Below are 26,658 nucleotides of genomic sequence, written 5' to 3'. Positions count from 1 at the left end.
CGAGTGCAATTTTTGCCTCGAAAGCTGGCGTAACTTAGTGGCTGCAGTGGGCTCAACCCGGTCATCTGAGTCTTTCAGTCAGATGACCGCATAGGAACGGATAGCGGTCATTGTTGGTGGTCATTCCGAGGAATTTCGCCTGAAGGTTTGCGTTGAACGGCAGCGGACGTTCGCTGAAATCTGCTAAATGGCAGAGTTGCGGACGAAGCCGACCTTACCGTAAGGCAAAGAAGTAAGTGGCTGTGCGTCAAGCTTTGTTCACTCGGCGCTATCCAAGGTCAACTTCGGGCTCAAAGCAGTCTTTCGCTGCGTAGTGCATCAATGACTGCTTTGCGGACTAAACGGCCGTTAGCCAAATTGCTGAAAGTTTTGTCTGATTGAATGACGGTTCATGAGGAATAGCGGAACGCAGCTTTTTGCCTGACTGAGAAGGCGGCACCTTGAATTGGAGGCGACAACGCAACCGTTAGTCAGGCATACCCGCCGTCCGTAGGTCATTCAGCCAACGGTCGAAAACGCCCGGCGCAGTCCAAACGCCATCGTATTTGTCTTTTTCGAACTGCAAGGTGCGGTTCGGAATGTCTTCCTGAAATTTCACATAGGTTTCACGCGCGCCTTCCAGATCGCCCACACAAACTTGTATAACAATGAGATATGGCAGGTTCCGAGAAGGTATTTCGGGTACTTGTTGGATGGTTTGCAAAGCTTCATCGCATCGTTCATCCGCCCAAAGCGCCCGCGCCAACTCCGCTTTATATGACCAATCATGCAACGGATCGATCTCTATTGCGTGTTCGATATCAGCAATCGCGCCGTCAATGTCACCCAGAAGTATTTTGGTTGAGCCGCTCGCCCTATACACATTCGAATAGCTTGGATTTAGCTGCATTACTTTTTCATAAATCTTCAGGGCCGCTTTCAGATTGCCACGAGATTGCTGCAATCGAGCAAGAAGGTATTGGTTGAGGTAGTTATTCTCATCCAGCGCGACTGCTTTGGCTGCGTAGTCTTCGGCTTTGCGGAGCTCCGCTTCGCGCTCGTCGCTGGTGCTGGCGTAGTGAGATTCACTCCAATGCACGAACCCCATCGACATGTATCCAATAGAAGCTTCCGGGTCGGCCTCTATGGCCTGCTCATAGAACTTCACGGCCCTCGTATTCGCCTCTCTTCCGGGTTGTCGGAAATGACTGAAGCCTTCTGCGGCCAAGTGCATTGCCGTTACCGTGCTACGGCTACCCTTTGGCGGCGTATAGTGCGATAACCTGCCGCCTACAGTTGAGGCAACCGAACGGATGATTTCCCCCTGAAAGTCAAAGAGTTGCCCCACTTCCCCATCATAGCGCTCAGACCATAAGTGATCGCCTGTATGTGCATCGACTAGCTGCACTGAAATTGTAAGGTTCTCACCGATCTTTTGCTGACTGCCACTGAGAATGAGGTCTGCGCCAAGTTCTTCTTGAATGTCTTCAACGCTGGCGTCTTTGCCCTTGAAGCTGAAGCTTGAGTTCCGCGCGATAGTTTTGAATGTCGCGTAACGTGAAAGGTTGTTCAAGATGCCCTCGCTGATGGCATCACTTAGGTATCCGCGATCGGGACCGGGGCTTTGGTCTTCAAAGGCCATGACGGCGAGTTTTGGCTCGCCTGACCCCTGACCATGGTGTGGCCATGCAAGAAACAGGTAAGCGACAACGGCAACTAGTACCGCGGCTACAGTGAGAACTAGCTTGGTGTCTGGTATCTTGTGTCGATGATGGCCGACAGCCTTTGCTTCCTGTTCGGGCCAGACCCAAATGCCGACGGTTTTGGAAATGTTCTTCAACTCATGATCGCCTGAAAAGGAAAACTGAGTATCGATTTTGTCTAGCACAAGATCAGCCACTGTCTGAGAGATGCAGATTCCTCGTGCCGGCGCGATTTGTTCAAGCCGGGCCGCGATGTTCACGCCATCCCCCATCAGGTTCTCGCCATCTACCATGATATCGCCCATATGCACGCCAATTCGGAAGGGCATTTCACTATTGACCAACGCCGCTTGGATGCGCAACGCACTCCTGACTGCCTCTACTGGACTAGAAAATTCGGCAATGACACTGTCACCTGCGCTACCGAAAATGCGCCCGCCATGATTTCCGATCTCGGCATCAATTATTTGACGAAGACCTTTGAGAAGCTTGAGTGTCGTCTCCTCGTCCTGTTCCATTCGAGCTGAAAAGCCAACCGCATCTGCAGCAAGTATCGTTGCCAATCGTCGGCTCATTGCTATTTTCCCAAGGGTCGGTTGCGTGTCTCATAAGGAAAGAACCCCTCAAAGACTAAGTCAAGAACTGAAGTTGATCGCCGCTGGCATTGCGCGAACGCACTTTTAGTGGCTGCTCAGGGCTCCGTGCGGTCATTCGCTTTACTCAGTGTGAACGACTGCTATGCAGACAAAACTGCCATTTTGGTTAGCCCGCGTCGCGGCTATGATAAACCTCTATGGGACTCACAGCGGTGTGTTTATTGTCTCAATTAATGGAGATTGAAAAACTAACACTGGATGCGGATACGCCTGGCCAAACATTTGGCTTGGACGTTTTTCGCTTTCATGGCTCCGCAAGTGGCCCCGCGATCTATATTCAGGGTGGTCTGCATTCGCTCGAAATGCCCGGCACTGTTGCAATAGACCGTCTTATCCCCCGTTTAGAAGCGGCTGAAGTCCATGGGCGCGTTGTTGGCGACATTACATTGGTCCCGCACGCAAATCCGATTGGATTGACCCAAGTGGTGTTTGGTCAACCGCTGGGCCGATTTGATGCGAGTACCCGTGTGAACTTTAACAGATCGTTCCCGCCCAAATCCGCGAGCGGTTTGGAGAACAAGCCTGCATCTGAGCGTTTGAAGGCGACGCTTCTCGCGTTAGCTGAACAAGCGGAGGTCGTGCTTGACCTACATTGCGACGATGAAGGCCCGATCTATTTGTACGTTTCCGAACGGCAGTTAGAGGAAGGACGCCGTCTTGCCCGGTGGATTGGGGCCCAGGTTATTCTTACCGACGCCAGCGACGATCCGATTTCATTCGACCTGGCTGTGGGAGAGCGTTGGGCCGCTGACAACAGAAGTGAGCGATTTGCTGCGACTATCGAACTGCGCGGCATGATCGATGTAACTCCGGAATTTGCCGAACATGATGCCGACGGCCTTTATCATTATCTGGTGAGCATCGGGACTGTCGACGATACGCTCCCTGCAAATTCTGCGGTGGACCCAATCATAGGCGACGTTGACGCAGCCGAACTTCTTGCAACGCCGTCATCTGGTGCCGTTCTTTATGATGTTGATATTTGTGATTGGGTGAAGTCAGGTCAGCGTTTGGCCGTAGTCGTGTCAAAACCCGGTGCAGCGCATCAAGAGATAATTTCACCATTTGACGGTCAGGTTATTACGCGACGGGAAGTGCGTTTTGTTCGAAAAGGCGATGATGTTATCAAAGTGCTTCGGCACCCGCTTCCATAGGTATCCGCAATAACTACGAAATACCGCTTACGGTCAAAGCAGTCGTTCGCGATGACCGCTTTCCCACACCGAGTTTTTCCGTTTTCAAGAGGTGTGCTAAGCTCACTGAAGTGGGGGCAAAATAGATGCTATTAAGACTAGGCGATGTTGAAATTTGGAGAATTCTGGAGAGCGTTGATCCGTTCATGGCTCCGCAAGATTTCTTCCCCGACATGGGCCCTGAAGGACTAGAACTGATGCGCCGTGAGGTTCCACGCCAACTTTGTCAAACTACGGGAAAGATGCTGCTGCCGATTCAGGGTTTCCTGGTTAAAACCCCGCAACATGTAATTTTGATTGATGCGTGTATTGGTAATGACAAGACGTGTGAATTTGAGGAGTTGTGGCACAAGAGATCAGATGGGAGGTTCTTAGCCGGACTAAGGGCTGCAGGGGTCGCGCCCGAAGATATCGACTATGTAATGTGCACGCATCTTCATATTGACCACGTGGGCTGGAACACGCGACTGGAGGATGGACGGTGGGTACCGACTTTTCCAAACGCCAGGTACATTTTTCCGGCTGTAGACCACGAACACTTCAGCTCCGAACCCGGTGTGACATATCAGGAGAGCGTGCTGCCTGTGATAGCTGCAAACCAAGCGGAACTTGTGGGGCCGGATCACAAGTTGGGAGATTATCTTTCCCTAATTCCAACACCGGGTCACACTCCTGGGCACGTGGCGGTCGAAGTCACCAATGCGGGCAAAGTAGCGGTGGTAACAGGTGATGTAATGCACAGTCCTATTCAATGCCTAAAGCCTGAATGGAACTTTGCATACGATAACGAACCCGACCTGGCCGCCAAAAGCCGAAGGAAGTTTTTGGAAGTGGCATGCGAAAGGCAAAACCTAATTCTTGGTAGCCATTTCCCACTGCCATCCCATGGAAAGGTAGCCGCTAAGAGCGGCGCATTTACGTGGTTGGAGGATTAGATCATTTGAAGACTGGTACGCTCTACGAAGAAACAGGGAATTAACATATGGCTGACGATCCTTACAGGATTGCTGATCAGGTCGATGCCAACATGCTTGAGATGATGGCATCTCGCCTCGAAGAACGCGGAAGAGATGCTCAGTTCCTGCAAATGATAGACGACTATCTGGACGCGGTGCACGCTTCTGAAGCGAAACAAGTTCTTGATCTTGGTTGCGGAACAGGCGTGGTCGCTCGCAGGATTGCGGCTCTCCAAGGTTTTGAAGGCATAGTCACAGGCATCGATCTCAGCCCTCAACTGATTGCCAAAGCGCATGATCTTGCAGCCGCCGAGGGCCTTAGAGACAAGACAACTTTCTCCGCCGGCGATGTACGCGGCTTGGGCTTCAAGGAGGGCCAGTTTGACGTGACTGTGATGCACACTCTTGTTAGCCACCTCGACGATCCGGCAGACGCGCTACGTGAAGCAACGCGTGTAACGCGGACAGGAGGAGCGATAGTAGTATTTGATGGCGACTATGCCTCTTCCACTCTAGAGACAGCAGACCCGGATCGTGCCGCAGAAATTGACAACGCCATGATCGAGGCAACGGTCACACAGCCACGCGTTATGCGACGGCTTCCACGGCTCGCAAAAGCGGTAGGTTTTTCCGTTGAGAGGTTTTTTCCCTACTTGATCGCCGAAGCCGGTACGCCGAAATTCTTTGCAGGGCTTGTCACCACAATCGGCCCTATGCTTGTGAGTTCAGGCGTATCTTCTGAAGAAGAGGCAGCAGCGATAGCCAAGGATCTGAATACGGCTGCCGATGAAGGTACGTTCTTTGGTGCCTGCAACTACTATGGATATGTGCTTCGGAAGTCGTGACCGACTCCAAGACTACTCTGCTCTTCGAACATGCACAAAATGTACCGCGGGTTAGGTTGCAATTCGGAAGGACCGCTTTGGGCTCAAGGCGGTCATCCGACCTTTTTACTCAGAGGGCTGCAATGTCGCGCAAAGCGGTCATTGGTGGTACGCATTCCGAGGAATTTCACCCGAAGGTCTGCTTTTGCCAGCACCGGACATTCGGGAAATTTTGCTGAACGGTAAAGTTGCGGACGAAGCTGACATGTCGGGTCGCTTTGTATAGTGTTGCGGAAATGATTAGGGAGGCTTCGAAATGACTAATCCCAATGAAGTCGAGCACCATTACCATTCCGGTCACTTGCTCAAGCGGATTTCCGATGGATGCGCAGCACTAAACTTGACCCCACCGATTTCCCAGGACGCTTTGGCTCCGGTTGACGAGTTTCACATTGGTGGGCGCCTCGCAACCGAACCGTTTGTGAAGGCTCTTGGCCTTACGCCCGAAAGCCGGGTTATCGATTTTGGATGCGGTCTCGGCGGTCCGGCACGCTATGTCGCGGCAGCTACCGGAGCGCACGTAACCGGCGTTGATTTGACCGCTGAGTTTGTGGAAACCGGAAGGACACTCACTGAATGGACCGGGTTATCGGATCGGGTTCAACTTATCGAAGGCAGCGTGCTCGATTTGCCGCTAGAAGCTGGTTCCATGGACGCCGCTTATATGATCCACGTTGGCATGAACATCGCGGACAAAGTAGGCATAGCGCGCGAGGCGAAACGGGTTCTCAAGCTAGGAGGCATCTTTGCAATTTACGATGTGATGCAAGTCGGAGAGGGACAAATGGACTATCCGGCGCCTTGGGCTTCTTCCTCAGGTCAAAGCGCACTTGCGCCACCGGAGACGTATGAGGCTGCTTTGAAGTCCGTTGGTTTCAAGGTGAGTGACCGGATCGACCGCACGGAATTTGCCAAACAGTTCTTCGCCGATCTGGCAGCTGCGCAAAGCCGTTCAGATGGCCCTCCACCTTTGGGTCTTCATCTTATCATGGGCGAAGACACTGCGCTTAAGGTTCAAAACATGGTTCGGAACATCGAACGTGGTTTGATTGCCCCAATTGAAATTCACGCACGCCTGCCAGTTTAGACGACGGTCCATTTGGTGGTTGTACGGTCTAGTCAAATACTTCTGAGCGACAAACGCTTAATGTTTAGTCGCCTAAATCAGAAATAACGGACTTTAGCCGACGGATGGCTTCCGCGCTTATGCGATCCTGGTCCACAGTAAGGGTGTAGCCCTCGTCCTCCTCGTGAATGATGCGGCTCTGTCGCGCAGCGGCTTCGTAGATCGCTGTTGCCGCGTAAGTGCGGATCGGATTCTGAAATCCTTTCACCTGAACCGGCTCACGCTCTTCAACCGAGAGCCAATCTGTCACCAAAGAATAGGTTTCCGCTGCCAGTAATATGCCGCCTGGATCGCACTCAGCCTCAAGCCTTGCAGCAAGATTCACTTCTCGCCCAATCGCAGTGTAATCCATCCGATCATTGGAACCGAAATTGCCTATTGTGCAGTAGCCCGTATTGATGCCTATGCGGGCCTGAAATGGTCGATCAATCAAGCCTTTGCGCCGCCATCCAGTTTGCAGATCGTTCAAGGCGCGTTGCATATCGATCGCCATCCGAACGCAAGCAGCTGCATCTTCCTTTGCGCCCAGGCTTTCGGGTTCGCCAAAATACAGCATCATCGCGTCCCCAATGAACTTGTCGAAATATGCGCCGTGTCGCTGAGCGATCTTGGACATTTCCGACAGATACTCGTTCAGCAACGAAGTCAGTTCCTCTGCTTCAAGCTGATCTGTAATCTCGGAAAAATCGACGATGTCGGAGAAGAAGACCGTGAGTTTGCGGCGGCGACTCTCGATCGCCGCTTGCTGGTTACCAGCTATGATTGACCGATAAAGTTGAGGCGGCATGTACTTGGCAAGCTGTTTGGATACGTTCTCCAGGGTCTCATTCGCTTCACGCATTTGGTTCAGCAAATGCAAGTTATCCAGAGCGATATTTGCCTGTGCTGCAAACGTCTTGAGAATATCGAATTGCTCTGTTTGCAGCTTACCGATCGAATGCCGCAACACTGCAAGAGCTCCAACGGTCTGCCCGCCTTGAGAAATTGGAACCATCGTTACGGCCCGAGCTCCAGAGGCAAGGAAGTTGCCAGCACCAATACGAAACTGATCTTGTGCCGCCGCGACGTCTGGCAAGTCAATCGCCTTGCCATTTAGAATGACGTGGCCGTGGATAGTCTCTGGATGAAGAGGAGCTGGAAAGCGGCGTCGCCAAGCCTCAACACCGGCTGGTTCTGGGCCGGAGATTGCGCCCAAAATCAGTTTGTTACCCTCCCTCAATCCGATGCTGATTGTCGATTTTGGAAACAGTGCTTGACCCGCTTCAACAATAGAGTTGAAAACCGGTTGGGGATCTCTAATCGAGCTGTTTACCACGTCCAGGATTTTGGCCGTCGCCACTTGTCGATCCAGCGCTTCCTTCAGCTGGGTTTCCAACGCCTCTAAAGTCCCAGCTGGTTCATTAGGCGCATCAGGCAAGAGGTCCGGTTGTGAAGTTCTCTGACCCTTTGACATGTCGACCATCCTTTTGGGTGATTAACCATCAACCAAGTCGTAATGCTTGACGGATCGCGACTCGACGAGCTCCGCTTCTGCTGGATCAATGTGCGGGCTTTGGTAGTCTTCTCCCACGAAGGCCCTAAGCGCCTCCAAGCTCTCCCTCACCATGACAAAACTGAATTCTCGGGGGGACTCCGTTCTCGGGGCACCGGGAAGAACGCGCACGATCCCGGGAGTACTGTTCATCAAGGGGATAGCAGTTTCATGGAACAAGCGGCCAAACTCCTGTTCTTTTCCGGGACGCGTTGTCACCTGAAATATACGCATAATCATACATAATCATCCAAAAGTCGGACTCTTGTATGTATGTATGCCTCGGAAGTTCATACTAGCACACTTGGTTGGGACTGTCTGCTTTGGGCTCGAAGCGGTCATTTGCTGCAGCCGGCTCGAATGACCGCTATACGGACAAAACGGCCATTCGCGTTCATCGTCGTGAGGTCCGGTGGCTGCCCGAAGCGGACCTTACGATGACGCCTACTTTATCAAGCCGAGTTCCAATAGTCTCTGCAGATTGCAACTGAAATCTCATTTACATTGAGTACATTGAATGATGTTCCATCCTGGAACCACTTTTCGGAAGATTTGCTTGTCACTTTTTGGAGCACAATATCACCTGCTTAAAGTCAGGTTCTTCAACATATAGGAAGGGTGTAAACCACGCTTGAGATACCGCGAGCAATTTGAGTTGCTTCGTTAGCACATTTTTTAATCCATTCTCTACACGAGCTGGCTGCAACGTATAAGATATGCAAGCAAACCTGAACAAATGCGAGCGCTCTTGAATCGATCAGAGCCGGTAACCGCAAGTCGTTATCGAGTGTCGGCCAGCGATTTGGCCTTTTCGTACTCGTCCAGCAAAGGTTGCATCATTATTGGATCATGTATTACCTTTTCGAGCCACCGTCGGAGCGGGAAGGTTTCGCCTTCGGCGATCATGGCCGCGAGGCTTTCGAGAATTTCCGTTTCTTGGTCGATTTTCCCGATCGCAGCATTTCCAGCGGCTTGGTAGACCATCATATGGGGACCGAACGGCCCTTCGAGATCCAGGTTTTCCTTCAGTGTGGCCAGACTCTCTGGATAGTTTCCAGCGTGGAATTGAGAAACGCCCAGAATGTTCCTATAGGGTCGTCGAATACTGAGGGGATCAAGGCTTAACGCTCGCTGCAACGGTGTTATTGCCTGCTCTGGCATGCCTGCGTACAGAAGGAACATGCCCAAATAACCATGAGCCAAACTTGAGCTCGGCTCTTGCTCGACTGCGCGTTCACCGAAATCAATTGCGGGTTGCGGCTTGCCCATCAAGATTTCGAGAATACCCAAGGTCAAAAGTGCGCGAACATTTGCCTGATCCTTTTCCAACGCGCTTTCAGCATATTGTTTGATCAGACCCCGCGTTTCATCCGTGTTTGCAGCAAGTCCAAACCAAGTTCTGTGCGCTTCCGCAAAGGCCAGACCGGCATAACCGTGCGGGGCGTCCGGTTCCAACCGCACTACACGCTGCAACAAGGTGTGTGCGGCGTCAAAACGCGATGGGTCGCTTGGCGGGTGAATGATGTCCAACGCTTGCTGGTACAGGATACGGGCATCCCGGCGGGTCCACCGCGCATCCTCCATTCTCGAAGTCAGTTCGGGGAACAATTCGATAGAAAAGGTCGAACTGATCTCGCGCGAAATCTCGGTCTGAGTTTCGAACCGTTCTGTCGTTTTATAGTCGAACCGTTTGGCCCAAATTTCGCCCCGGCTGTCTACGTCAACGAGGCCGATGTTTAGCCGATAGCCATCCGTCATGGTCTGCAGGCTGCCCCTTAGAACATGGGTCGCACCCAGCTTGCGCCCCTCGTCGATCAGATCGATGGCTCCGTCGGACAGTTCGGCTGTCGATGCGTACGAGATCACGCGCAAGCCCTGCACCCGCGCCAGATCTGTTGTAATATCCTCGGCGATACCACGGGCCGCTACGGATGTAACAGCGCTGTTTCCCAATGGATTGAACGGCATCACGGCAACGACAGGTAAATCCCCCCAAAGGTCATTGTCCGTGGTCGTCTGATCGGTAGACAGGCTTTCAGTTTCGAAACTTTGGAACAGCATGAAAGCTGTCACGGCCATCAACAGCGTCAACAAAAGCAATACGACCCAGTTCGGAGCCCGCCAGCCGCTTCTGCCGCGCTGGCCTGTCCGATCTGGCTTTTCGGAAGGCGCCGAAGTTACATCCCGAAATTCGAACGACGGCACATAGGACCCTTTGGGAATGGTAATCACCAAGGGATCGTTGCTTCCATCTGTCAGGTAATAGTGTTCCAGCTCGCGCCGCAAGCGCCGCGCTTCAAGGCGTACAACCGGATCTGAGGTCGCGTCGAAATCCTCGGATCGGCCCAGAACGGAAACGCCAATCGAATAGCCCTTCAGCCGGTCAGCATGTCCGGCCAGTGTTTCATCAATGATGTATTTGAGGAACGCGCGTCGGCGATCATTTGCACCAAACTGAGAACTCTCAAACATACGGTCGAGCTGTTCGTCTATGGCCGCCTGTTCCGGAGGCGGCGCTGACTTCCGCTCGGATAACTGACTTTCCATCGCAGTATCTGTCGGCTGTGTTCGTTCCATCCAAACTAACCTAACGATACCCGGGTTATTCGGATCACGTCCAGTATTACATTCATACAAAAGAATTTTTAAGGTTCAGAACACGTTCAGAACATGTTCGTTACCCCAGTCCACAGACCTCGGATGTTAATTTGGTGTCTCCAGGGAGTGTCTGGGCAGACAGACCGTGGAAACAGATTCTCACTGACGGCCAATGGCCTTTGACGGGAGGGGAGCAAGTGGAAAACTTTCTTGCTGCCGGATGTTTCGAATTGGTGAAAAAATCGCCCAGCGATGAATTCACAATCGTTTTTTTGTCGCGGAGCGATCCAAAGTTTCAGGCGATTTGCCGTGACTTCGGCGAGGCAGTGACCGCCTTTCACAGCTTTCAAGCTGAAGGAGAAAACGGGCGAGCCCGCGCGACCGAATACAATCAGATCTGCGAAGATCTGAGGCTCGAACTGATGGAATACGTAAGCTTGGCCAAGGTCAGACCCAAGGCACAAGATCACCACTGAAGCGGCACGATGGTCGCCCGAACAGGCAGCTTGTCCGACGCCGTGACCTGAATTCCAACAAGCAAGGAGACGGGAATGATTAAACGAACCTGCCAGACGCTATTCTTCGTATTTCCCATGGTTCTCGGCTTCATGTCCATCGCACAGGCGCAAGACGATGATGGCCAGGATTGCAAGGCATTGTTCGTGCACAATGCCCGTTCAGTGTCGATGACCGCTGACACGATAACGATGACAGATGTCAACCCGATCGTCACATTCTTCTGTGACAGGCCGGTGCGGTATGCGGGCGTGCAAAGCATACAGGGCTTTCTGGACATGGTGTCCGAAGGCGACGACAGCTTTGCTGTGGACCCGCCCAACGCCTTACTGACCATCGTTGCGGATGGTGAACCGCCTGTTGATGTGGTCGTGGAGTTGTCGCAACGGCCACTGAACGATCAGGGAACGATGACCTATCCCGGCGTCAAGGTCATCAAGGGTGACATACCACAAGCAACAGGCCCGGGCACGTTGTTCATCGACCACTTCGGTCGACCAATGTCGCCGGGATCGGTGGCAGGCGTGCATCGCCGGCACGAGCGCCGCGAAGTTCGTCATTGCGCCGCCGACAATCCCGATAATCCGAACGATCTTTGCAACTGCGGGCCCGGCCTCGTCTGCAACTGAAACGCGAAGGACAAATCAAGAATTCTGAGAGGAGGCTTACATCAGTGGATCCGAATCCTCTGGTCATAAGCAAAACATCAAAAAATAGGGAGGAAGTTATGTTTTCAATTCTTGGCAACTACCCGCGAAAACTGGTCCGGGGAACCGCTGTCGCATTCGCTGCCAGCGCCGCGTTGTGTACCGCTGCCTGGTCTCAGTCCTATGAGGAAAATCTTGCTGCGGGCGCCACCGAAACGGAACAAAATTATCTGAACGTTCCCTTCGTAAAACCCGAAGATTTCAAAACTCCCTATACGAGTCCGGCCTACTGGCCGACTAATTACCCACGTGGTCCGATTGACCGGTCGCCAGCGGATTCCTCAACCAAAGTGATAACCCTTGGAACGGGCGACCCGCCACCCAATCCCTACCGTTTTGGTCCAGCTCACGCGGTGATCATAAACGGATTTCCATATTTTGTTGATGCCGGCGAAGGCTGGTTCAGGTCACTTGGGAAGGCCGTCCTTTCTCAGGGCGCAATGGATCTGGCAACCGTTTTTGATCTACAGAACATCAAGTATATGTTTCTGACCCATCTGCACGAAGATCACACGGTGGGATTGCCATCCTTCATATCGGGCCCGTTCAAGTTTGGCCCCGGCCCCGACAAGAAGATATATGGACCCGAGGGCGTTGACGAGATGATTGCCAATATCAACGCCGCTTGGCGGCTCGACAGGAACGAAATGTTCCAGGGCTCGACAACCCAAAAGGCCGACGGAGCAACCGCAATCGGCGTGCCGGTCTGGCCATCGACCGATCCCAAAGGGCGGCTAATTTACGAGGACGACAACGTAACGGTCGAAGCATTCCCAACAGAGCACGGTTTTCTTCATCATACCTATGCTTATCGGTTTACCGCCAAGCCGGACGGGCGCGTTATCGCGTTTGGCGGCGACGGGCACTACTCTGAAGGCCTTGTCAACGCGGCAAAAGACGCTGACGTTCTGGTCATTGAAAGCATAACGAGAAAGAACATCATGTTTGTGGTCTGGGGTGGCGACACGGAAGACGAAAAAGTGAAGATTATTGGTGCCTACCACATGTTTCCAGAAGACATGAAAAAGGTTCAGGACGACAGTGGCGTCAAACAGATCGTCATGACGCACGTCCAAAACTATAACGACCCCGAGCATTTCGACCGTCTGAGTGTACTGAAGGAAATGCAGGATGCTGGCGTCACGAACATCCTCATGGCCGAAGACGGCGACATTTACTGAACGGACGGCCAGCACAAAGGGAAAGCCCTGTCGGGCTTTTCCGTCAAAAGTACCAAAATGAAACCTTTTATCACAGACGTGATCTTTGCATCCGTCAGTGTTCCAAGCCTACGCCGATCCAGACCTCTGTAATCTTAGGCCGATACACCAAATTTCGCAAATTCCGTTTTATGCGCATTGCGGCCATTCAAGCATTTTGCAGCATCGATCAAAGTGGGCTCGAAGCGGTCATTCGCCGCAAACGGCATGAGCGTCCGCTATGCTGACTCAGGAGACATTCGCAAGAGCTTTAGCCCAATCATCGAGGTGGCCGTCGTCATAGTGACGTTTGCCATTCACCTTCACAAAGACCTCGTCCACGTGCCACTTCCATTTGGAAAAGGCTCGAAGTTGCTGAACACGCTTTCTCCGGATCTCGGAGGCAAACATCGGGCCGAACCTGTTCCACCAATATCGGACGGTTTCGTGGCTGACATCGATCCCACGCTCATGAAGTAGGTCTTCGACATTTCGAAGTGAAAGCGGAAATCTGACATACAGCATTACCGCCAGGCGGATGATCTCAGGGCTGGTCTTGAAATACTTGAAAGAGGCAGGTTTGGTCATGGGCAAAACCCACGCAACCGGCCTGACCCGCTCAAGCGAAGTTCTTCTGACAAGACCGCCCGTGTTGCCTTGTCCCCTGTAAAATTGGCAGCTCGGCTTTCTTTGGTGTCCCGAGGCACACCACAGTGAAAGTGCCAGTTCTTTCACCTTATACGTGTGCTTTTCCACAGTTTGGATGATGCGCGCCCTGTTCCAAGGGGCGTAGGTTTGATGAAGGCTCCCTCTTTAAGAGGGGTGTTAGCGCCGTCAGTTTGTACGGCATCAGTGCGTATTTAGTAAGTTAACTAGGAGAGTAAAATGTTGAAGCTTTTTGTAATGATGAAAACACTGGCACGTGACGAGCGCGGTGCGACTATCGTCGAGTACGGTGTTGCCCTGACCATTATCACGGCAATTGCTGTTGCGACCCTTACAGCTTTGGGCGGCGATGTTAACGGCCAGTTCACCGTGGCAGAAGGCCTATTGTAATCACCTGCTTGCATTTCAAGTCGTAAGGGATGGTGAGGGTTTTGACGTGACGAAATGCGGTCACGGGAACTGCACACATTACGTGTGGCGAAAGAGCGGTTCTAAATAAACTTTGTTTCCATTTAAGAAGCAATGTAAAGAGATTGTTTACGGATCGTGGACGCTTCTGTTTTCACGGGTAAAACTAGGAAGTTCCACTTCCGATGACCCCCACGAGAGGGGCTGAACAGCTACCCGTTCAGCCCCTCGACAGTGCGGACTATTTTTTTGGTCGACCCGGCCTATTTGTTTGATTGCTACTGCAGAAAGCCCGCGTTGCCTCGTCCCCTTTTGAATTGGCAGCGCGGGCTTGTTGTTTTCGGCCAACAAAACGCAACTCCACTTCAAAAATGGCGATTACCCTTTAGCACGGGCTTGTTGGGTCGAGAGACCGTGATCTCGCTTGGTTCCACTTTACTCTACTCGTTCCACCATGCGCTTGGTTTCACACGTCCGCCTCTTTTGCGGTCGAGCCACAAAGCAAGCTTTCGCAAAGGCGATAGAGCCAGCTTTAACCATGCTCGATGTTTCCATTTTCGAAAGTCCCGATTGAAAGGACAAACGCGCAAACAGATCGCACAGTCAGTCGATGTCTTCGCCCAGAAGCCGAAACACTTCTCTGCATCTGAGGTCCATTTGCGCACGCCCTTTATGGCAGAGACATTGTTGCCCCCAAGCTCGGGCGGACCATACGGTAGTGCCTTTACGGGACACGCATCCGCACATTTGGTGCATATGTCGCAAAAGGCCCGAACCCCCTTCGGTTTGGGGACATCATGTGCCAAAGGCAAGTTTGTGAAGATCTTGGAGAAACGCAGTCTTGGCCCGAATTCAGGCGTGATAACCATCTGATTTCTTGCGTATTCCCCCAAACCCGCCTTGATCGCATAGGGGATTACGAGACCTGTGTCGTTCATCGATGCAACCGCATCGTAGCCCAGGTTTCGAATATAGGCGGCGAGTTGCATCACGATTGAGGCCTCGTGCGAATACTCTCGTCCGGTGGCCGCGCCGGCCAAAGCGGAGGGGTAGGTAGCCACCAGCCTGGCGTCCATTTCATGTCCCAGCACGATAACAGAAGTCATGCCTTCAGGAAGATCATTTGGCACTTCCGAGAAATCACGGGTGTCTATGCGGCTAGCATACAACCACCGGCTATCCATGTCCGCAACGCCGCACAAGTCGGCTCCGAAGAAATTCGCAACACGCTTGATCTCTGTGGACATTTTCGCCGGATCGTCGACTTCGACCTGCTTTGGTGCGACTGGGGTGTCATAGCTAATAGAAGCTTGAAAGCCTTCTCGCCGCCCTTGATCCGCATAGCGGTCCGTCATCACATCCGAGATGAGCCAGGCCGCGTTCCGCAGCGCGAAGTCACGTTGTGTGAAACCGTCCCCCCGCCGCGGTGACGCTGCCATTCGGTAAGACGCAAAGAAGCCATCGGTCGCCTTCGTTCTTACTGTTTCGTCCCAAAATGCGCGGGTGAAAACGTCGTTGCGCTGAGAAAACTGTTCAAAATCCTGCGTAATCTCAATACCCGCTTCAGTGTCACCGTCTTGTGGTTCAAATTGATTACGTGGATAGGTCATGCAAACAGGCTAACGCTTCGAAGTCTGTTCGGGCAACTAGGTATAGCTGAGCTTGCGTACCGCGTTTTCCTAACCCTTCGACCGGCGCTTTCCGGGATCGCGTCCACACCGTGCGTCTCTAACCATTCAAGCACCGTCGCCCACTGATCCTGCAAACTAGGCTTGGAGCGATATTCCTGCTGCTGTTCCAGCTTGCATTTTAGGTCGTATGGGATCCTGCGTGGCCATTTGCGCATAGCAAATGTTCTACCTTTGTGCTCACACAGGTCAACTTTGAAAATAAAAACCCCACGCCTGTGCTTGGGTGAGACAGGAGGCGTGGGGCTTTTTGAAGAGTGTCGTTTGCCAAACTCGAACGCCCGACACTCGGTCAAAACACAAAACTCATTACGACGTTTCCGGGTTAAATTAGCGCTTGTTCAAAATGGCGGAAAACGAAATTCGGGTTTTGTCGAATTTACCGCGTTTCGTGGATCGTTTTGGCGGACAATGACCCTCTCTATGTTTTCACTGTTAACCCTAGCGAAACAGTTCCACACGATAAATTCCGACAGAAACCGGACAAACATGGATGTTCAAATCTCGAGCGGATTAAACTAAGGATCACAACGCGCTTCTCCTCGGCCCTGAGCAGCGCTAATCTCCAATCCGAGCCACGCTGAAAGGAGCCGCCCCATGTCCCTCTTCTCAAAACTCTTTGGTGGCGGAAAAAAGTCAGAGCCGGAGCCGGTCGCGTACAAAGGGTTCGACATTTTCCCCGATCTGATGGCAGAGAGTGGCAAGTACCGACTGTCGGCCCGTATCGAAAAAACAATCGACGGAGATCGTAAGACCTATGCGGTGATCCGGGCGGATGTCTTTGAAAGCCGAGATCAGGCCGAAAGCTTCAGCATCGCCAAGGCGAAGCAAGTGATTGACGAGCAAGGCGAACGTATTTTCAGTTAAGAAATCCACCTTCTAATCCAAGAAGAACCAGAGGTACTCGCGAGCGCACAAGCATATTGAAACTCGGCCATTATAATTTGAACGACCACTTTGGGCTGCCGCTCAAAGGAGACATTCGCTGCACCAGGCATGAACGACTGCAATGCGGACAAAACGGTCATAACTCTAGAAACCGGAAAGGCGCTTGTCGCGGGTTGCGAGCGCGATAGGAAGAAACCGGGACTTTCGGTTTGTGACTTTCGCACTTCTGCCGCTAAGTGAAGGCAGTTCGCGTCCAACCAAACCAGTGTTGCTCGCCCGACGGGAACAATCATGCAGTTGTGATGCGCTGCATCAGGCTGCCAGAGGTATTGACCCGGATCCTGCGTCCATTTGGCTGAAAAGTTGAATTGACGCAAAATCAAATCTTTTGCCATTCTCAAATCAGCCTATACGAAGGGAACCCTTGAGAATGAAAGCTGCATACAGTGCATTGGCGTTAGCCATCGGCGTGACCGGGTCGCCGTTACTTGCTCAGCAAGCCGACATCGTTTTTCTGAGTGAAAACATCATCACGTCCAACACGGAGATGCCACTGGCAAGATCGGTTGCGGTTGCGGGCGACAAGATCGTTTGTGTGCGCGTCGATGACAGTTGCCGCGAGCTTGCCGGCGATGGCACCGAGATCGTCGACGCGGGCACAAATACCGTCATGGCTGGTATCATCGACACGCATTTGCACACACGCATCTTTGGACAGACACATTTCGTCATGCTCAACCTTTTTGGTTACAACGATGCGTCGCGTGAAGAGGTTGTCGAAGTCATCCGGGAATACGCGGCAACCTTGGGGCCGGATGAATGGGTGATTGGCGGCGGTTGGTCAGACGCGCATTTCCAGAACCCAACCAAGGAAGAATTGGACGAAATCGTTGGTGGGCGCCCCGCATTGATCTCCGACAACACCCAACATAACGGGTGGTATTCGACAAAAGCCCTCGAGTACCTTGGGATCACTGCCGATTGGGAGCCACCGAAAGGCGGGTACATGCCACTTAACGAAGCTGGCGATGAACCCTCCGGACTTTTGCAGGAGAAAGCGCATCTTTCGACAGGGTTTGTTGAACAGCACAAACTCTACTCTTTTGAGAAACAGGAAGAAGCGATCGTTGGAGCCGCCCGTGTTCTCAACGCCGTTGGAGTCACCGGTGCAACTGAGGCAGCCGCCGGTTCCAAGGAAGGTGCAGACGACGTTTACGTCCGTCTGGCGCAAAAAGGTGAATTAACGCTCAGGCACGAGTTGGCCATGGTGTTCTGGGGCACCGGCACGCCTGAAGGTGATACCGCAATGATCGAACAGTTAGAGATGCGACGGGCCGCAGTCGAGGATGCGGGCGTTGATCCCAGCATTCTGCATGCGAACACTGTGAAGTTCGCGATCGATGGCACGCCGGGGCGCTTTGCCTACATGGAGGGTCCGTATCTGGACGGCACACGGCCGGATATGAATTTCCGCCCAGACAACCTTGCAGAGATTTTCGATGCGCTTACAGAGCGTGATTTTTCCCTGATGCTGCACGTTGAAGGGAACGCTGGGATCCGGCGCTCGCTCGACGCGCTGGAGTATGCCCATGAAACTGGCGAACCCGTGCGTGACGACATCCCGCAGATTTTCACGCATGTCGACCATTTGTCTATCGACAACGCGCGGCGCATGGCCCGGCTCGGGGTTTCGGGGCAGCTTCAACTTCACTGGGCTGATCCCACCGAGGAGTACTTTCGCAATGTGACCAGTCAGAACCTTCCAAAAGAGGTGCTGGAGCGGATGTACCAGTTCAAGCTCGTGACCGAGTTTATGGAATATGGATTTGGGCCCGACGCGCCGACGTCCCCGGTGTTCTCGCCGTGGGAAGGTATGGAGATCGGCATGACACGGCAGGCCATGGGGACACCCGGTGGTCTTGTCATGCCCGGTGTGCCATTAACCTTTGACGAGGTTATCCATGGCTCAACGCTGGGCAGTGCGCGCCTTCAGGATCGAGGCGACATTTTGGGCAGCCTTGAAGAGGGCAAGCTCGCAGACATCATCGTACTCGACCGCGACATCCGCAAGCAGGCCAAAGAGAACATCTTCGATTTTCACAAGACTGAAGTGCTGCAAACCTATTTGGGCGGCGAACTCGTCTACGATATAGATCGCGACGGCGAACCGGACAAGCTGCTGACCGAGCCGGTGTGGGAAGAAGGCGACGACGAGAAACTGCGCCGTGGCGTGGCGGTCACAAGCGTGAAGGTGCCCGAGGGATGAACAAGCCACTTTCTGTTTTTACAATTGCCACTTTGTTCGGCCTGATATCTCTTCCGGCAGCAGCGCAAAGTGTCGAACAAGCGTGGCCGAGTGCGATTGCAGGTCAGCAACACGGTGGCGTGCCGATAGACCCGCTTGCAAACCCGCTGGATTTATCGCGCACGCCTGTGAGCGCCGCGCCGCAAAACATGTCGACGGGCGCCCGTGTGATCGGCTGGCAGGACTTGCGACCGGCGCATGTCCCGAGCGAAACGCCTTTCGCCGACCTGCGACCCTTTCTGCGCGACGCCATGCGCACACATGTTGAATGGCGCACATCCACACCACGCGAGCGAGAAGATACGGCATTTATCGAACGACATGACGCTGCCCTGACGCTGCTTTCGATGCATCAGGTCGATGTTGATGGCCTGATGAAGGAGCGGCGGAAGATCATTGCTCAGAACGGCAAAGCCGGACGCGGTCCCAATCCGGAGGTTCTGGGACAGTCTGTTCGACTGCCCGGCTATGTCGTTCCGCTAGCCTTTGATGAGACAAAAGTGACGGAATTCCTGTTCGTGCCTGTCGCAGGAGCCTGCGTTCACACGCCGACCCCACCCGCAAACCAGATTGTCCATGTGAACTACCCGCAAGGCCTCGCCTTCAGCTCGATCTTTGACGCGTTCTGGATTGAAGGCGAGTTGGTTGCCGAAGACACCAGAAGCGATGTCGTTTTCTATGATGGCGCCTCGAACGTCGAGGCGCAGTACCGTTTGACCGCAAAAGCTGTAGAGGTCTACAAAACTTGGTGAAGGAGATCGCTCGCCACGATCAATTCCTGCGCAATTTGATAAAGAGGAAGCCCAAATGAAACTCATGAAACTATCGCCTCTGGTTTGTGCGACGCTGATCTCGTCTGCTGCTATCGCTCAAACAGCGGACCGCGTCCTTTTGAACGGGATCGTCGAGACGATGAACGCCGCGCAGCCGAACGCGGAAGCCCTTGCCATCAAGGATGGACGCATCTTGTTCGTAGGCGCCAGCAATGACGCGCAGGCATTCGTAGGTGACGAGACGGATGTGATCGATCTAGAAGGGCGCTACGTGACGCCCGGCATGATTGAATCCCACAATCATGTTGTCTCCAGCAAGTGGATCACGACGGGTGTCGACGTCAGTGGAGCGCGCTCTGTCGATGATGTCGGTCGCTTGATGAAAGAGCATGTTGACGCCAATCCGGATGAGGCGGGTCCGCTGATCGGCTTTGGCTGGATGCCTGCCAATCTGGGCAATCAGCAACCGCGCGCGGCGGATCTGGACAAATGGGATTTGGGCCGCCCGACAATGGTTTTTGGCAATGCCTCTCACGACGCAGTGCTCAACACCCTCGCGCTTGAAGCGGCAGGTATCACAGCGGACACGCCTGACATTCAGCCCGGTGTGATCTACTGGGAGAGGGATGGAGACGGAAATCCGACGGGCCTTGGGATCGAGACCATCTTCTTCGAGGCTTACGTCGATATGGGCGCTTGGGATCCGGATGTCGTGGTCCCACAGTCTGCAGACTTCCTGCAGGATTTCCTCGCCGGCAAGGGTGTCACCACAGCCATGGTTCCCGGACTGGTCACGCCGGGCTTTTCGATCAGCGCCGAACACGTAAGACGATATGCGCAGTATTATGGCTGTGATGAAGAAGCGCGAAGAGAACGGCCAGTTGAAAATGCGATTCAACATCATGCCGTGGTTCAAACTGCCTGATGCAGATGCGCAGGATGTCGTCGATTTCGCGCTTGAGATGCAGACGCTTTATGACACAGACATGTTGCGCACGGACCGGATCAAGATCCACCCCGAAAACGCTTGGTTGTCGCGCGGTGCAACACAACTCGTGCCGTACATACCAGAGAATGAAGGCGACCCGCTGACGTGGGGTGCCTACGGCGTCAATCCCGAACGATTGTTTGAACTGGTCAATCGGGCGAATGCTGCCGGTCTAGACACTGTGACACATGCGGATGGATCGCGTCTCATCAAACGCATGGTGGATATCATTGTCGAGGCGCTGGAGTACTATCCGGACGCGCGCAACAGGCTAGATCACCTCACGTCGATGGACAATGCGACACGGGACAAGATGGTGCTCTACAATGTGGCGTCGAACGCCAGCCCGCTGTTTTACAACGAATTGGATAGCGGACGTGGCGGCGTCGAACTCTTCAAGGTCATGCAGGAAGCTTTTGCGCGCGAAGCTCATGGGCAATACACCGAACTCGCCCAAATGTACGACAATCTGTCCTTGTCAGGCGACGCGCCGGGAGCGCCCATCGAACGCGCCTACCCAGCCTATTTGTTCCAACAGGCGATGACTCTGGTGGAGCCTTCCATCCCTGATGCCGAGCCGTTCCCGGATTGGCGTCCGAAGATGACAATTGACCAGGTTCTGCATGCGTACACGGTGGCCCCGGCGTGGCAGATGCGCATGGAAGATGTGATCGGTACGCTTGAGATCGGGAAGTACGCGGACATCGCAATCTGGGAAAAGAACCTGCGCGAGATTGCGCCGGAAAACATGATCGAAGAAGCGAATGTGATTGGAACGTTGCTCAACGGCGAGTTTACCCATCGCGAGGGGATGTAAGCTAAAGATCAGGATGCGGCCCGTGCACCTCTGGCCCAGGCTTTGAGGCAAAGCAGCTCGGCGGCGATCATTGCCGCCGCGTTGGAGGTCATCTCCGCGTGATCAAATGGCGGAGAGACTTCAACCACGTCCATGCCAACAGGATCGAGCCCCTTAAGGGCCCGGATTATGGCGAGCGCCTCGTAGCTGGTAAGTCCACCCGGGACCGGTGTGCCCGTCCCCGGTGCCGTGGATGGATCGAGACAATCTATGTCGAAGGTTAGATAGGTCGGACCATCCCCGACGGTGGACAAGATGGTTGCTGCGATCTCTTCGGCAGGAGCCGCATGAACTGCGTCTGCATACATGATCGTCATGCCGTAGGTCTCTTCGCCGTCGAAACAGGTTCGGATGCCCACCTGAACAGTCCGTTGCGGATCAATGTTACCCTCGCGCACTGCAAGATTGAACATGGTGCCGTGATCCATCCGCCCGCCCTCGTCAGGCTCGACATCCCGATGGGCATCAAACTGGACAAGACCGATCGGGCCGAACTTCGCAGCATAGGCCTTAAGCACCGGATAGGTGATGAAATGATCGCCGCCCAGAACCAGGCTGGCGGTTCCTGTTGAGATTACCTCGGATATGTGACGCTCGATCGCCAACGGGGCATCCTGCGGCGCACCCCAGTCAAAAACACAGTCACCATAGTCAATAGCTGCGAGCGTATCGAAGGGATCAAACCGCCAGGGCCAGACGGGACCCCAGGCATGTTGGGCGCTTGCCTTGCGAATGGCTTCTGGGCCAAAGCGGGTGCCGGGACGGTTGCTCACAGACAGATCGAAAGGAACTCCGGTAATCGCGATATCAGCACCCACAAGATCCTTAGTGTATTTGCGGCGCATGAAACTCAGAGCACCGGAATAACTGGGTTCAATCTGCGAACCTTTGAGAACGCTGCGGGTAAAAGCGGCGTCGATGCCGTGAGATTTGGGTTTTGTAGCCATGATTTTGTTCGGTTTCCTGCGACAATATTCGCGTGTCTTTTTATTCCTGTTTCTGGCTGGATACCATCGGGCGGTGACCCTTTTGCTTATGTGATGAAAAATGGAGATCCCGATGCGTGAAAACACTAAAGACAAGGTGCGGCGCTGTGCCCGAAGCGCGCCCGCGCTTCTTCTTGTTTTGGGTGGTTCGCTTCTCGGCGCGCCTGCCATAGCTCAGAGCCAGCAGCAAACTGAGGTGCAACAGGCTATTGATGCGTTGTGGGTGCAGGCGGGCAAACTTGACGTCGACCAGTCTTTTGGCGTCTCCGTGCCCAATGAAGCAGGATTTTATGTGCTGGACGGTCAGGTCGTTTGGCGGCGTGAGGACACGCTTGCGCTTTATCGCGAGACCTTTGGTGCGGCGTCAAAAAACGATATCAACATGACGGATGAGCGCATAACCGTCCTCGCAGAAGACCTTGCACTCTATGTCGCCGCCGGCAGTTATAACATGGAAGATGCGTCCGGCGCCTCTATGGGAAGCGGGCCTATGGCACTCACGATTATTATGAAAAAAGACCACGATGTGTGGAAGATACTCCACTTGCATCAGTCTTTTCCAGCTATGAACTGACGGCCCTTCGGGTGCCATCAGTCGTCTTTGTGATAGACGAGGAAGGGTGTTTTTGTGGCGACCTTATCGTAGAGCATGCGGCCTTTGTAATTGAATTCCTGAGTCATCCAATAAGTGGTGGGCACGCCGTCCGCTTTAGCTCTAGCATGAACTCCCTCTATCAGTGCGCGAGCCACGCCCCGGCCTCTGACGTCCACGTCGCAGAAGAGATCCATCAGGTAACAGGTATCCTCAACAGACCACATTGAACGATGATACAGAAAATGAGCAAGACCCACGGGACGGCCAGACATCTCTGCGATCAAGCCACGGTATTCCCCTGTGTTCCCGGACAACAGGCGTGCAAAGGACGTGTCATAGACCTCTTCGCTGACGCTGGTGTCATAGAAATCTAGATAGGCAGTCCACAACCGGCGCCACTCCGACGCATCTGTTTCTCTCAGGGGGCGAACGATCAGGTCATGGGTCATTGCGCGTGTCCTTGTCTGTGACGTGTCTCACTCAGCGAACAACACGGGCGTCTATGGTGTCAACGTGCAGGTCTGCTGGGCGCTCGACGATAGAAACATGTTTTCGTGCACATCTATAAGACATTAACAATAACGTAGGTTGCTACGCGATTTACTGTTCCGCGCCATTCGATCGCATTCGTTCAACACCTAATTTCGACACTTTGTGCGTCTCCCCTCAGCGTGGATGTGTTTGATGTTTTTCGACTGTGTCTCTTTTTCATTGTGGCTCCTTTGGGCTCGAAGCAGTCATTGACTCAATCGCGGCGAATGTCTGCTCTGCGGACCTTACGGCCGTTCTAGGGCTCTCATTCGAATAGCCGGTCAGTTGCCAAGGCGGACAGGCGGATAATCTCGGGACTGGTTTTGAAGTACTTGAAAGAGGAAGGTTTGGTCATGGGCAAAAGCTACGCAACCGCCCTGCCCCGCTCAAGCGAAGTTCTTCTGACAAGACCATATTTATTGCCAGAGGATAGACTTCCGTAACAGACGAGTATTTGGGAAACAAAGCAGCGGATATTTGGTTAAAATGCGATTCTAACTCGCCGTTGGATGAAACAGGAGCTGCCCGAATCGGCCCGATCACGAAGGATAATCACGATGATCAAGAAAACTAGATTTAAGCTTTGAGGGGAAGCTATCGTTGTTCGACCGCACATACCCCTGAATGTCTTATTTAATGGAAGGAGATTGTCTTGAATAGGATCTTCGCATTGGCATTGGCCTGCATCATTCCAATTCCGGCAGCCAGTGCGGCCGACGTCACCTCACGCGACGGTGGGCCTTCGCAGTCCGAAATGCTAGCGCGCACGAACTCTGGTGCGCCTGATGGTGCAGCGTTTTTTCGCCCAGTACTGGACGGTGTTCTGTATCGTGGTGGTTTCTCCGGAGGTGACAAGGCGCGCACTGGATTGTCGTCTTCTCAACGCCAGTCGCTTTGTTCCGAAGGCTTTTCCCGCGGCTTCTATGCTGATTTCGGCAAGAACACTGAGTACGGAAAGACCTCCTGCGGGTCGGGCAGCTTCGACTATCAGTCTGCGCGCTCTTCGCGTCCGGGGAATGTGATGAAGGCTGTTCATGACGTCATCAAAGGCAATAACGGGCCCGTCTATATCCATTGCATGTGGGGCGTACACTCTTCGGGTGCGCTCTCGGCGATGGCACTGGTTCAGTTCTGCAGTTGGTCGGAGGATCGAGCCAAGGGCTATTGGAATGATGCGCGGAATGGAGCGCCTTGTTCGGGTGGCTGCGACGCGTGGATTGACGGCAAGTTCGAGCGCTTCAGTGTCGATCCGGCACTTCGGATCACAGACGCCGAACGCGCCGCGATCTGCCCAGATTAATGGAAGGACTACACCCAAAATGATCCGAGCTACGATTTCGCTCGTCGCGATACTCGCCGCCGCTCCCTCCTTCGCGACTGATGCGATCCGCGGCGAGGCAGCCACTTTTACGAGCCCCAACGGTGTGGTGGAGCGCTGCGTCAGGATCGCGCCGATCCCGGGCGGCGAATACTCCGATGGCGATCTGAAGGACGAAGCGGCGTTCTGCGCGATCGACCTCTACGCTACTGCCGTCGGGCTGTGCCCAAAGACGTGGAGCACGAGCCCCGGCATGATGGTTTATGACATCTCGAGTGGACCGTATGCGAGCGACCGCGCTGCCTTCGAACGCAACGCGTGCAAGGAGGGCAAGTCGGCCCAGGATCTCGCCGAAGACGACCTCGCCAAGTTCAAGGTGACGATGAATGCGGAAGGCACCAGCGGAACCTACTCCGCTTCACCGCTCCTTTACTATCATTTCTCGCGCTACTTCGATATGGATGTGAAGGTTCCTGTGACCGTCTGGCGGTCGATGGACGTGGCGATGCACAATTCCGAGGTGGCGAGGCCCGGCCTCGCGATTTCGGGCCATAATCGCTCTGCGCGGATGAATCATGCGGGATGGAAGCACCTCGTCAACGCCGAGGCGAACCCGGCCTCCTACAGCCCCACAAGCGACATCTTCACCAAGGACCGCACACAGATATACGGCATCCTGACGTCAAGCCCGGGCCATCGGTACGGATCCGAGCTCAACGGAACGCGGAAGTCTGGCTGGGGCAAGGGCCAGAACTTGGACTTCCAGGAGACGCCGGCGTTCCTGGCGCTGCGCGAAGACGCGCCGCTGATCGAGGCGATCGATACCGGGCTCGCCAAAGCCCGCCGTGACGGCCAGATCAGCCGCGATCTCGGGCCCGACATACCCCGTGAGCAGATGGCCTACTGGACGCGCGAGATTTCCGAGATTGTGCTTCTCGACTTCATCTTCAGCCAGCAGGACCGGGTGGGTAACATCGACTTCACGCCCTACTATTACTGGATCGAAAAGGGCGATCTAGAGCACAAGAAGGCAAAGCATCATGAACCGGGTGATGGCGACGTGCCGGCGGGCGCGATGCTTCTCAGGCGCACCAACCTCAACGACAACGATGCGGGGGCGCGGGTGGCCTACGCGAACTTCGCTAAGACGACGCAGATGCTAGAAAAGCTCAGGCACTTCGACGGCAAGGTCTACGAACGCCTCGTGGCGCTCGATCGTGATCTGCAATCGCAGGGGCCAATCTACCAGTGGCTTTCGGCAAGCCTTGGGTTAAAGGACAGAGAGGTCACTCAGGTCGTCAACAACACAGAACTCGCAACCGGCATCCTTCAGGAAGGCTGCAGAGCGGGGCGGTTACGGTTCGATCTGAACCCAAAAGAGTTCTTCCTTACTGGCGACGTCGTGCCTGATGAGATCAATTGTGATCCGGCGTAACCTCGCGATTGGCCTTTTGCTTTGGGCGCTGGCCAGTGTTCAGGCGGCAGCGGAGGCCGTTCGGATCGTGGTGATCTCGGATCTGAACGGAAGCTATGGCTCGGTAAAATACGATGCGCGCGTCGGCAAGGCGATTAAGCGGATAATCGAGATTGATCCCGATCTGGTGATTT

The 26,658-nt window shown here is 53.9% G+C and carries 24 protein-coding genes and 1 pseudogene; 17 read left to right on the top strand and 8 right to left on the bottom strand.

Annotated features, from left to right (window positions below; translation table 11 throughout):
- Positions 1 to 466: 466 nt before the first annotated feature.
- Positions 467 to 2,257, bottom strand: a complete 1,791-nt coding sequence (locus GOV45_RS22865) for an adenylate/guanylate cyclase domain-containing protein (protein WP_170482739.1) — start codon at positions 2,255 to 2,257, stop codon at positions 467 to 469.
- Between the two features lie 254 nt (positions 2,258 to 2,511).
- On the opposite strand from GOV45_RS22865, the gene GOV45_RS22860 reads away from it, so the two are divergent.
- The 4 genes from GOV45_RS22860 to GOV45_RS22845 all read left to right on the top strand — a co-directional run bounded on the left by GOV45_RS22860 (position 2,512) and on the right by GOV45_RS22845 (position 6,458).
- Entirely contained in the window at positions 2,512 to 3,492 is a 981-nt protein-coding gene (locus tag GOV45_RS22860; protein WP_170482736.1) for a succinylglutamate desuccinylase/aspartoacylase domain-containing protein, read from the top strand.
- Between the two features lie 125 nt (positions 3,493 to 3,617).
- Positions 3,618 to 4,466 (top strand): MBL fold metallo-hydrolase, encoded by an 849-nt coding sequence (locus GOV45_RS22855; RefSeq protein WP_170482733.1) that lies wholly within the window; start codon positions 3,618 to 3,620, stop codon positions 4,464 to 4,466.
- Positions 4,467 to 4,513: 47 nt separating this feature from the next.
- Positions 4,514 to 5,332: a methyltransferase domain-containing protein gene (locus tag GOV45_RS22850; protein ID WP_170482730.1), complete on the top strand. Its 819-nt coding sequence runs from the start codon at positions 4,514 to 4,516 to the stop codon at positions 5,330 to 5,332.
- A gap of 295 nt (positions 5,333 to 5,627) precedes the next feature.
- On the top strand, positions 5,628 to 6,458 hold the full coding sequence (locus tag GOV45_RS22845) for a class I SAM-dependent methyltransferase (RefSeq protein ID WP_170482728.1): 831 nt from the start codon (positions 5,628 to 5,630) through the stop codon (positions 6,456 to 6,458).
- Between the two features lie 64 nt (positions 6,459 to 6,522).
- Here GOV45_RS22845 and GOV45_RS22840 read toward each other — a convergent pair whose 3' ends face one another.
- The 3 genes from GOV45_RS22840 to GOV45_RS22830 form a co-directional block, all read right to left on the bottom strand.
- Positions 6,523 to 7,950 (bottom strand): adenylate/guanylate cyclase domain-containing protein, encoded by a 1,428-nt coding sequence (locus GOV45_RS22840; protein WP_170482725.1) that lies wholly within the window; start codon positions 7,948 to 7,950, stop codon positions 6,523 to 6,525.
- Positions 7,951 to 7,971: 21 nt separating this feature from the next.
- The gene (locus GOV45_RS22835) at positions 7,972 to 8,268 is read right to left on the bottom strand and encodes an antibiotic biosynthesis monooxygenase family protein (RefSeq protein ID WP_170482722.1); all 297 of its coding nucleotides are present in this window, start codon (positions 8,266 to 8,268) and stop codon (positions 7,972 to 7,974) included.
- Positions 8,269 to 8,808: 540 nt separating this feature from the next.
- On the bottom strand, positions 8,809 to 10,605 hold the full coding sequence (locus tag GOV45_RS22830; protein WP_170482719.1) for a tetratricopeptide repeat protein: 1,797 nt from the start codon (positions 10,603 to 10,605) through the stop codon (positions 8,809 to 8,811).
- 218 nt (positions 10,606 to 10,823) lie between these two features.
- Between GOV45_RS22830 and GOV45_RS22825 the strand changes: the two genes are divergently transcribed.
- The 3 genes from GOV45_RS22825 (at position 10,824) to GOV45_RS22815 (ending at position 13,030) form a co-directional block, all read left to right on the top strand.
- A complete protein-coding gene (locus GOV45_RS22825; RefSeq protein ID WP_170482717.1) occupies positions 10,824 to 11,102 on the top strand; it encodes a hypothetical protein in 279 nt (92 codons plus the stop codon).
- A 75-nt stretch (positions 11,103 to 11,177) separates the two neighbouring features.
- On the top strand, positions 11,178 to 11,771 hold the full coding sequence (locus GOV45_RS22820) for a hypothetical protein (protein WP_170482715.1): 594 nt from the start codon (positions 11,178 to 11,180) through the stop codon (positions 11,769 to 11,771).
- Positions 11,772 to 11,869: 98 nt separating this feature from the next.
- Positions 11,870 to 13,030 carry an MBL fold metallo-hydrolase gene (locus GOV45_RS22815; RefSeq protein ID WP_170482712.1) on the top strand — a complete coding sequence of 387 codons (1,161 nt, stop codon included), beginning with the start codon at positions 11,870 to 11,872 and terminating at the stop codon, positions 13,028 to 13,030.
- 318 nt (positions 13,031 to 13,348) lie between these two features.
- Here GOV45_RS22815 and GOV45_RS22810 read toward each other — a convergent pair.
- A pseudogene (locus GOV45_RS22810) lies at positions 13,349 to 13,636 on the bottom strand (IS6 family transposase); the annotation flags it as partial.
- Between the two features lie 297 nt (positions 13,637 to 13,933).
- On the opposite strand from GOV45_RS22810, the gene GOV45_RS22805 reads away from it, so the two are divergent.
- Positions 13,934 to 14,104, top strand: a complete 171-nt coding sequence (locus GOV45_RS22805) for a Flp family type IVb pilin (protein ID WP_217362477.1) — start codon at positions 13,934 to 13,936, stop codon at positions 14,102 to 14,104.
- 458 nt (positions 14,105 to 14,562) lie between these two features.
- Here GOV45_RS22805 and GOV45_RS22800 read toward each other — a convergent pair whose 3' ends face one another.
- Positions 14,563 to 15,732: a 4Fe-4S double cluster binding domain-containing protein gene (locus GOV45_RS22800; protein ID WP_170482709.1), complete on the bottom strand. Its 1,170-nt coding sequence runs from the start codon at positions 15,730 to 15,732 to the stop codon at positions 14,563 to 14,565.
- A gap of 675 nt (positions 15,733 to 16,407) precedes the next feature.
- Here GOV45_RS22800 and GOV45_RS22795 point away from each other — a divergent pair.
- The 5 genes from GOV45_RS22795 to GOV45_RS22775 all read left to right on the top strand — a co-directional run bounded on the left by GOV45_RS22795 (position 16,408) and on the right by GOV45_RS22775 (position 21,581).
- A complete protein-coding gene (locus GOV45_RS22795; protein ID WP_170482706.1) occupies positions 16,408 to 16,677 on the top strand; it encodes an HlyU family transcriptional regulator in 270 nt (89 codons plus the stop codon).
- 451 nt (positions 16,678 to 17,128) lie between these two features.
- Positions 17,129 to 18,964: an amidohydrolase gene (locus tag GOV45_RS22790; protein ID WP_170482704.1), complete on the top strand. Its 1,836-nt coding sequence runs from the start codon at positions 17,129 to 17,131 to the stop codon at positions 18,962 to 18,964.
- On the top strand, positions 18,961 to 19,755 hold the full coding sequence (locus GOV45_RS22785; protein ID WP_217352127.1) for a DUF3299 domain-containing protein: 795 nt from the start codon (positions 18,961 to 18,963) through the stop codon (positions 19,753 to 19,755). Before GOV45_RS22790 ends, GOV45_RS22785 begins: the two co-directional genes overlap by 4 nt.
- A gap of 55 nt (positions 19,756 to 19,810) precedes the next feature.
- Entirely contained in the window at positions 19,811 to 20,701 is an 891-nt protein-coding gene (locus GOV45_RS22780) for an amidohydrolase family protein (protein ID WP_170482701.1), read from the top strand.
- Complete coding sequence (locus tag GOV45_RS22775; protein ID WP_170482698.1) at positions 20,664 to 21,581, top strand: amidohydrolase family protein; 918 nt, start codon at positions 20,664 to 20,666, stop codon at positions 21,579 to 21,581. The genes GOV45_RS22780 and GOV45_RS22775 overlap by 38 nt, the downstream gene beginning before the upstream one ends.
- Positions 21,582 to 21,589: 8 nt before the next feature.
- Here GOV45_RS22775 and speB read toward each other — a convergent pair whose 3' ends face one another.
- Positions 21,590 to 22,567, bottom strand: coding sequence for an agmatinase (gene speB, locus GOV45_RS22770; RefSeq protein ID WP_170482695.1), 978 nt, complete (start codon positions 22,565 to 22,567; stop codon positions 21,590 to 21,592).
- 112 nt (positions 22,568 to 22,679) lie between these two features.
- On the opposite strand from speB, the gene GOV45_RS22765 reads away from it, so the two are divergent.
- Positions 22,680 to 23,180 (top strand): nuclear transport factor 2 family protein, encoded by a 501-nt coding sequence (locus GOV45_RS22765; protein ID WP_170482691.1) that lies wholly within the window; start codon positions 22,680 to 22,682, stop codon positions 23,178 to 23,180.
- A 17-nt stretch (positions 23,181 to 23,197) separates the two neighbouring features.
- Here GOV45_RS22765 and GOV45_RS22760 read toward each other — a convergent pair whose 3' ends face one another.
- Entirely contained in the window at positions 23,198 to 23,650 is a 453-nt protein-coding gene (locus GOV45_RS22760) for a GNAT family N-acetyltransferase (RefSeq protein ID WP_170482689.1), read from the bottom strand.
- Positions 23,651 to 24,384: 734 nt separating this feature from the next.
- Between GOV45_RS22760 and GOV45_RS22750 the strand changes: the two genes are divergently transcribed.
- From GOV45_RS22750 to GOV45_RS22740, 3 genes are all read left to right on the top strand, one after another.
- Positions 24,385 to 25,032, top strand: a complete 648-nt coding sequence (locus GOV45_RS22750; RefSeq protein WP_170482685.1) for a hypothetical protein — start codon at positions 24,385 to 24,387, stop codon at positions 25,030 to 25,032.
- Positions 25,033 to 25,051: 19 nt separating this feature from the next.
- Positions 25,052 to 26,485: a hypothetical protein gene (locus tag GOV45_RS22745; RefSeq protein ID WP_170482682.1), complete on the top strand. Its 1,434-nt coding sequence runs from the start codon at positions 25,052 to 25,054 to the stop codon at positions 26,483 to 26,485.
- A partial coding sequence (locus GOV45_RS22740) for a hypothetical protein (protein ID WP_217362476.1) occupies positions 26,460 to 26,658 on the top strand: 199 nt, incomplete at its 3' end. The genes GOV45_RS22745 and GOV45_RS22740, both read left to right, overlap by 26 nt.

This window comes from Ruegeria arenilitoris, from assembly GCF_013035425.1.
Taxonomy (GTDB): domain Bacteria; phylum Pseudomonadota; class Alphaproteobacteria; order Rhodobacterales; family Rhodobacteraceae; genus Ruegeria; species Ruegeria arenilitoris_A.
This window is presented reverse-complemented; position numbering and strand designations above follow the sequence as displayed.

Coding starts and splice junctions, on each gene's coding strand:
- GOV45_RS22865 (WP_170482739.1), bottom strand. CDS start 2,257: ATGAGCCGACGATTGGCAACGATACTTGCTGCAGATGCGGTTGGCTTT.
- GOV45_RS22860 (WP_170482736.1), top strand. CDS start 2,512: ATGGAGATTGAAAAACTAACACTGGATGCGGATACGCCTGGCCAAACA.
- GOV45_RS22855 (WP_170482733.1), top strand. CDS start 3,618: ATGCTATTAAGACTAGGCGATGTTGAAATTTGGAGAATTCTGGAGAGC.
- GOV45_RS22850 (WP_170482730.1), top strand. CDS start 4,514: ATGGCTGACGATCCTTACAGGATTGCTGATCAGGTCGATGCCAACATG.
- GOV45_RS22845 (WP_170482728.1), top strand. CDS start 5,628: ATGACTAATCCCAATGAAGTCGAGCACCATTACCATTCCGGTCACTTG.
- GOV45_RS22840 (WP_170482725.1), bottom strand. CDS start 7,950: ATGTCAAAGGGTCAGAGAACTTCACAACCGGACCTCTTGCCTGATGCG.
- GOV45_RS22835 (WP_170482722.1), bottom strand. CDS start 8,268: ATGATTATGCGTATATTTCAGGTGACAACGCGTCCCGGAAAAGAACAG.
- GOV45_RS22830 (WP_170482719.1), bottom strand. CDS start 10,605: ATGGAACGAACACAGCCGACAGATACTGCGATGGAAAGTCAGTTATCC.
- GOV45_RS22820 (WP_170482715.1), top strand. CDS start 11,178: ATGATTAAACGAACCTGCCAGACGCTATTCTTCGTATTTCCCATGGTT.
- GOV45_RS22815 (WP_170482712.1), top strand. CDS start 11,870: ATGTTTTCAATTCTTGGCAACTACCCGCGAAAACTGGTCCGGGGAACC.
- GOV45_RS22805 (WP_217362477.1), top strand. CDS start 13,934: ATGTTGAAGCTTTTTGTAATGATGAAAACACTGGCACGTGACGAGCGC.
- GOV45_RS22800 (WP_170482709.1), bottom strand. CDS start 15,732: ATGACCTATCCACGTAATCAATTTGAACCACAAGACGGTGACACTGAA.
- GOV45_RS22795 (WP_170482706.1), top strand. CDS start 16,408: ATGTCCCTCTTCTCAAAACTCTTTGGTGGCGGAAAAAAGTCAGAGCCG.
- GOV45_RS22790 (WP_170482704.1), top strand. CDS start 17,129: ATGAAAGCTGCATACAGTGCATTGGCGTTAGCCATCGGCGTGACCGGG.
- GOV45_RS22785 (WP_217352127.1), top strand. CDS start 18,961: ATGAACAAGCCACTTTCTGTTTTTACAATTGCCACTTTGTTCGGCCTG.
- GOV45_RS22780 (WP_170482701.1), top strand. CDS start 19,811: ATGAAACTCATGAAACTATCGCCTCTGGTTTGTGCGACGCTGATCTCG.
- GOV45_RS22775 (WP_170482698.1), top strand. CDS start 20,664: ATGCGATTCAACATCATGCCGTGGTTCAAACTGCCTGATGCAGATGCG.
- speB (WP_170482695.1), bottom strand. CDS start 22,567: ATGGCTACAAAACCCAAATCTCACGGCATCGACGCCGCTTTTACCCGC.
- GOV45_RS22765 (WP_170482691.1), top strand. CDS start 22,680: ATGCGTGAAAACACTAAAGACAAGGTGCGGCGCTGTGCCCGAAGCGCG.
- GOV45_RS22760 (WP_170482689.1), bottom strand. CDS start 23,650: ATGACCCATGACCTGATCGTTCGCCCCCTGAGAGAAACAGATGCGTCG.
- GOV45_RS22745 (WP_170482682.1), top strand. CDS start 25,052: ATGATCCGAGCTACGATTTCGCTCGTCGCGATACTCGCCGCCGCTCCC.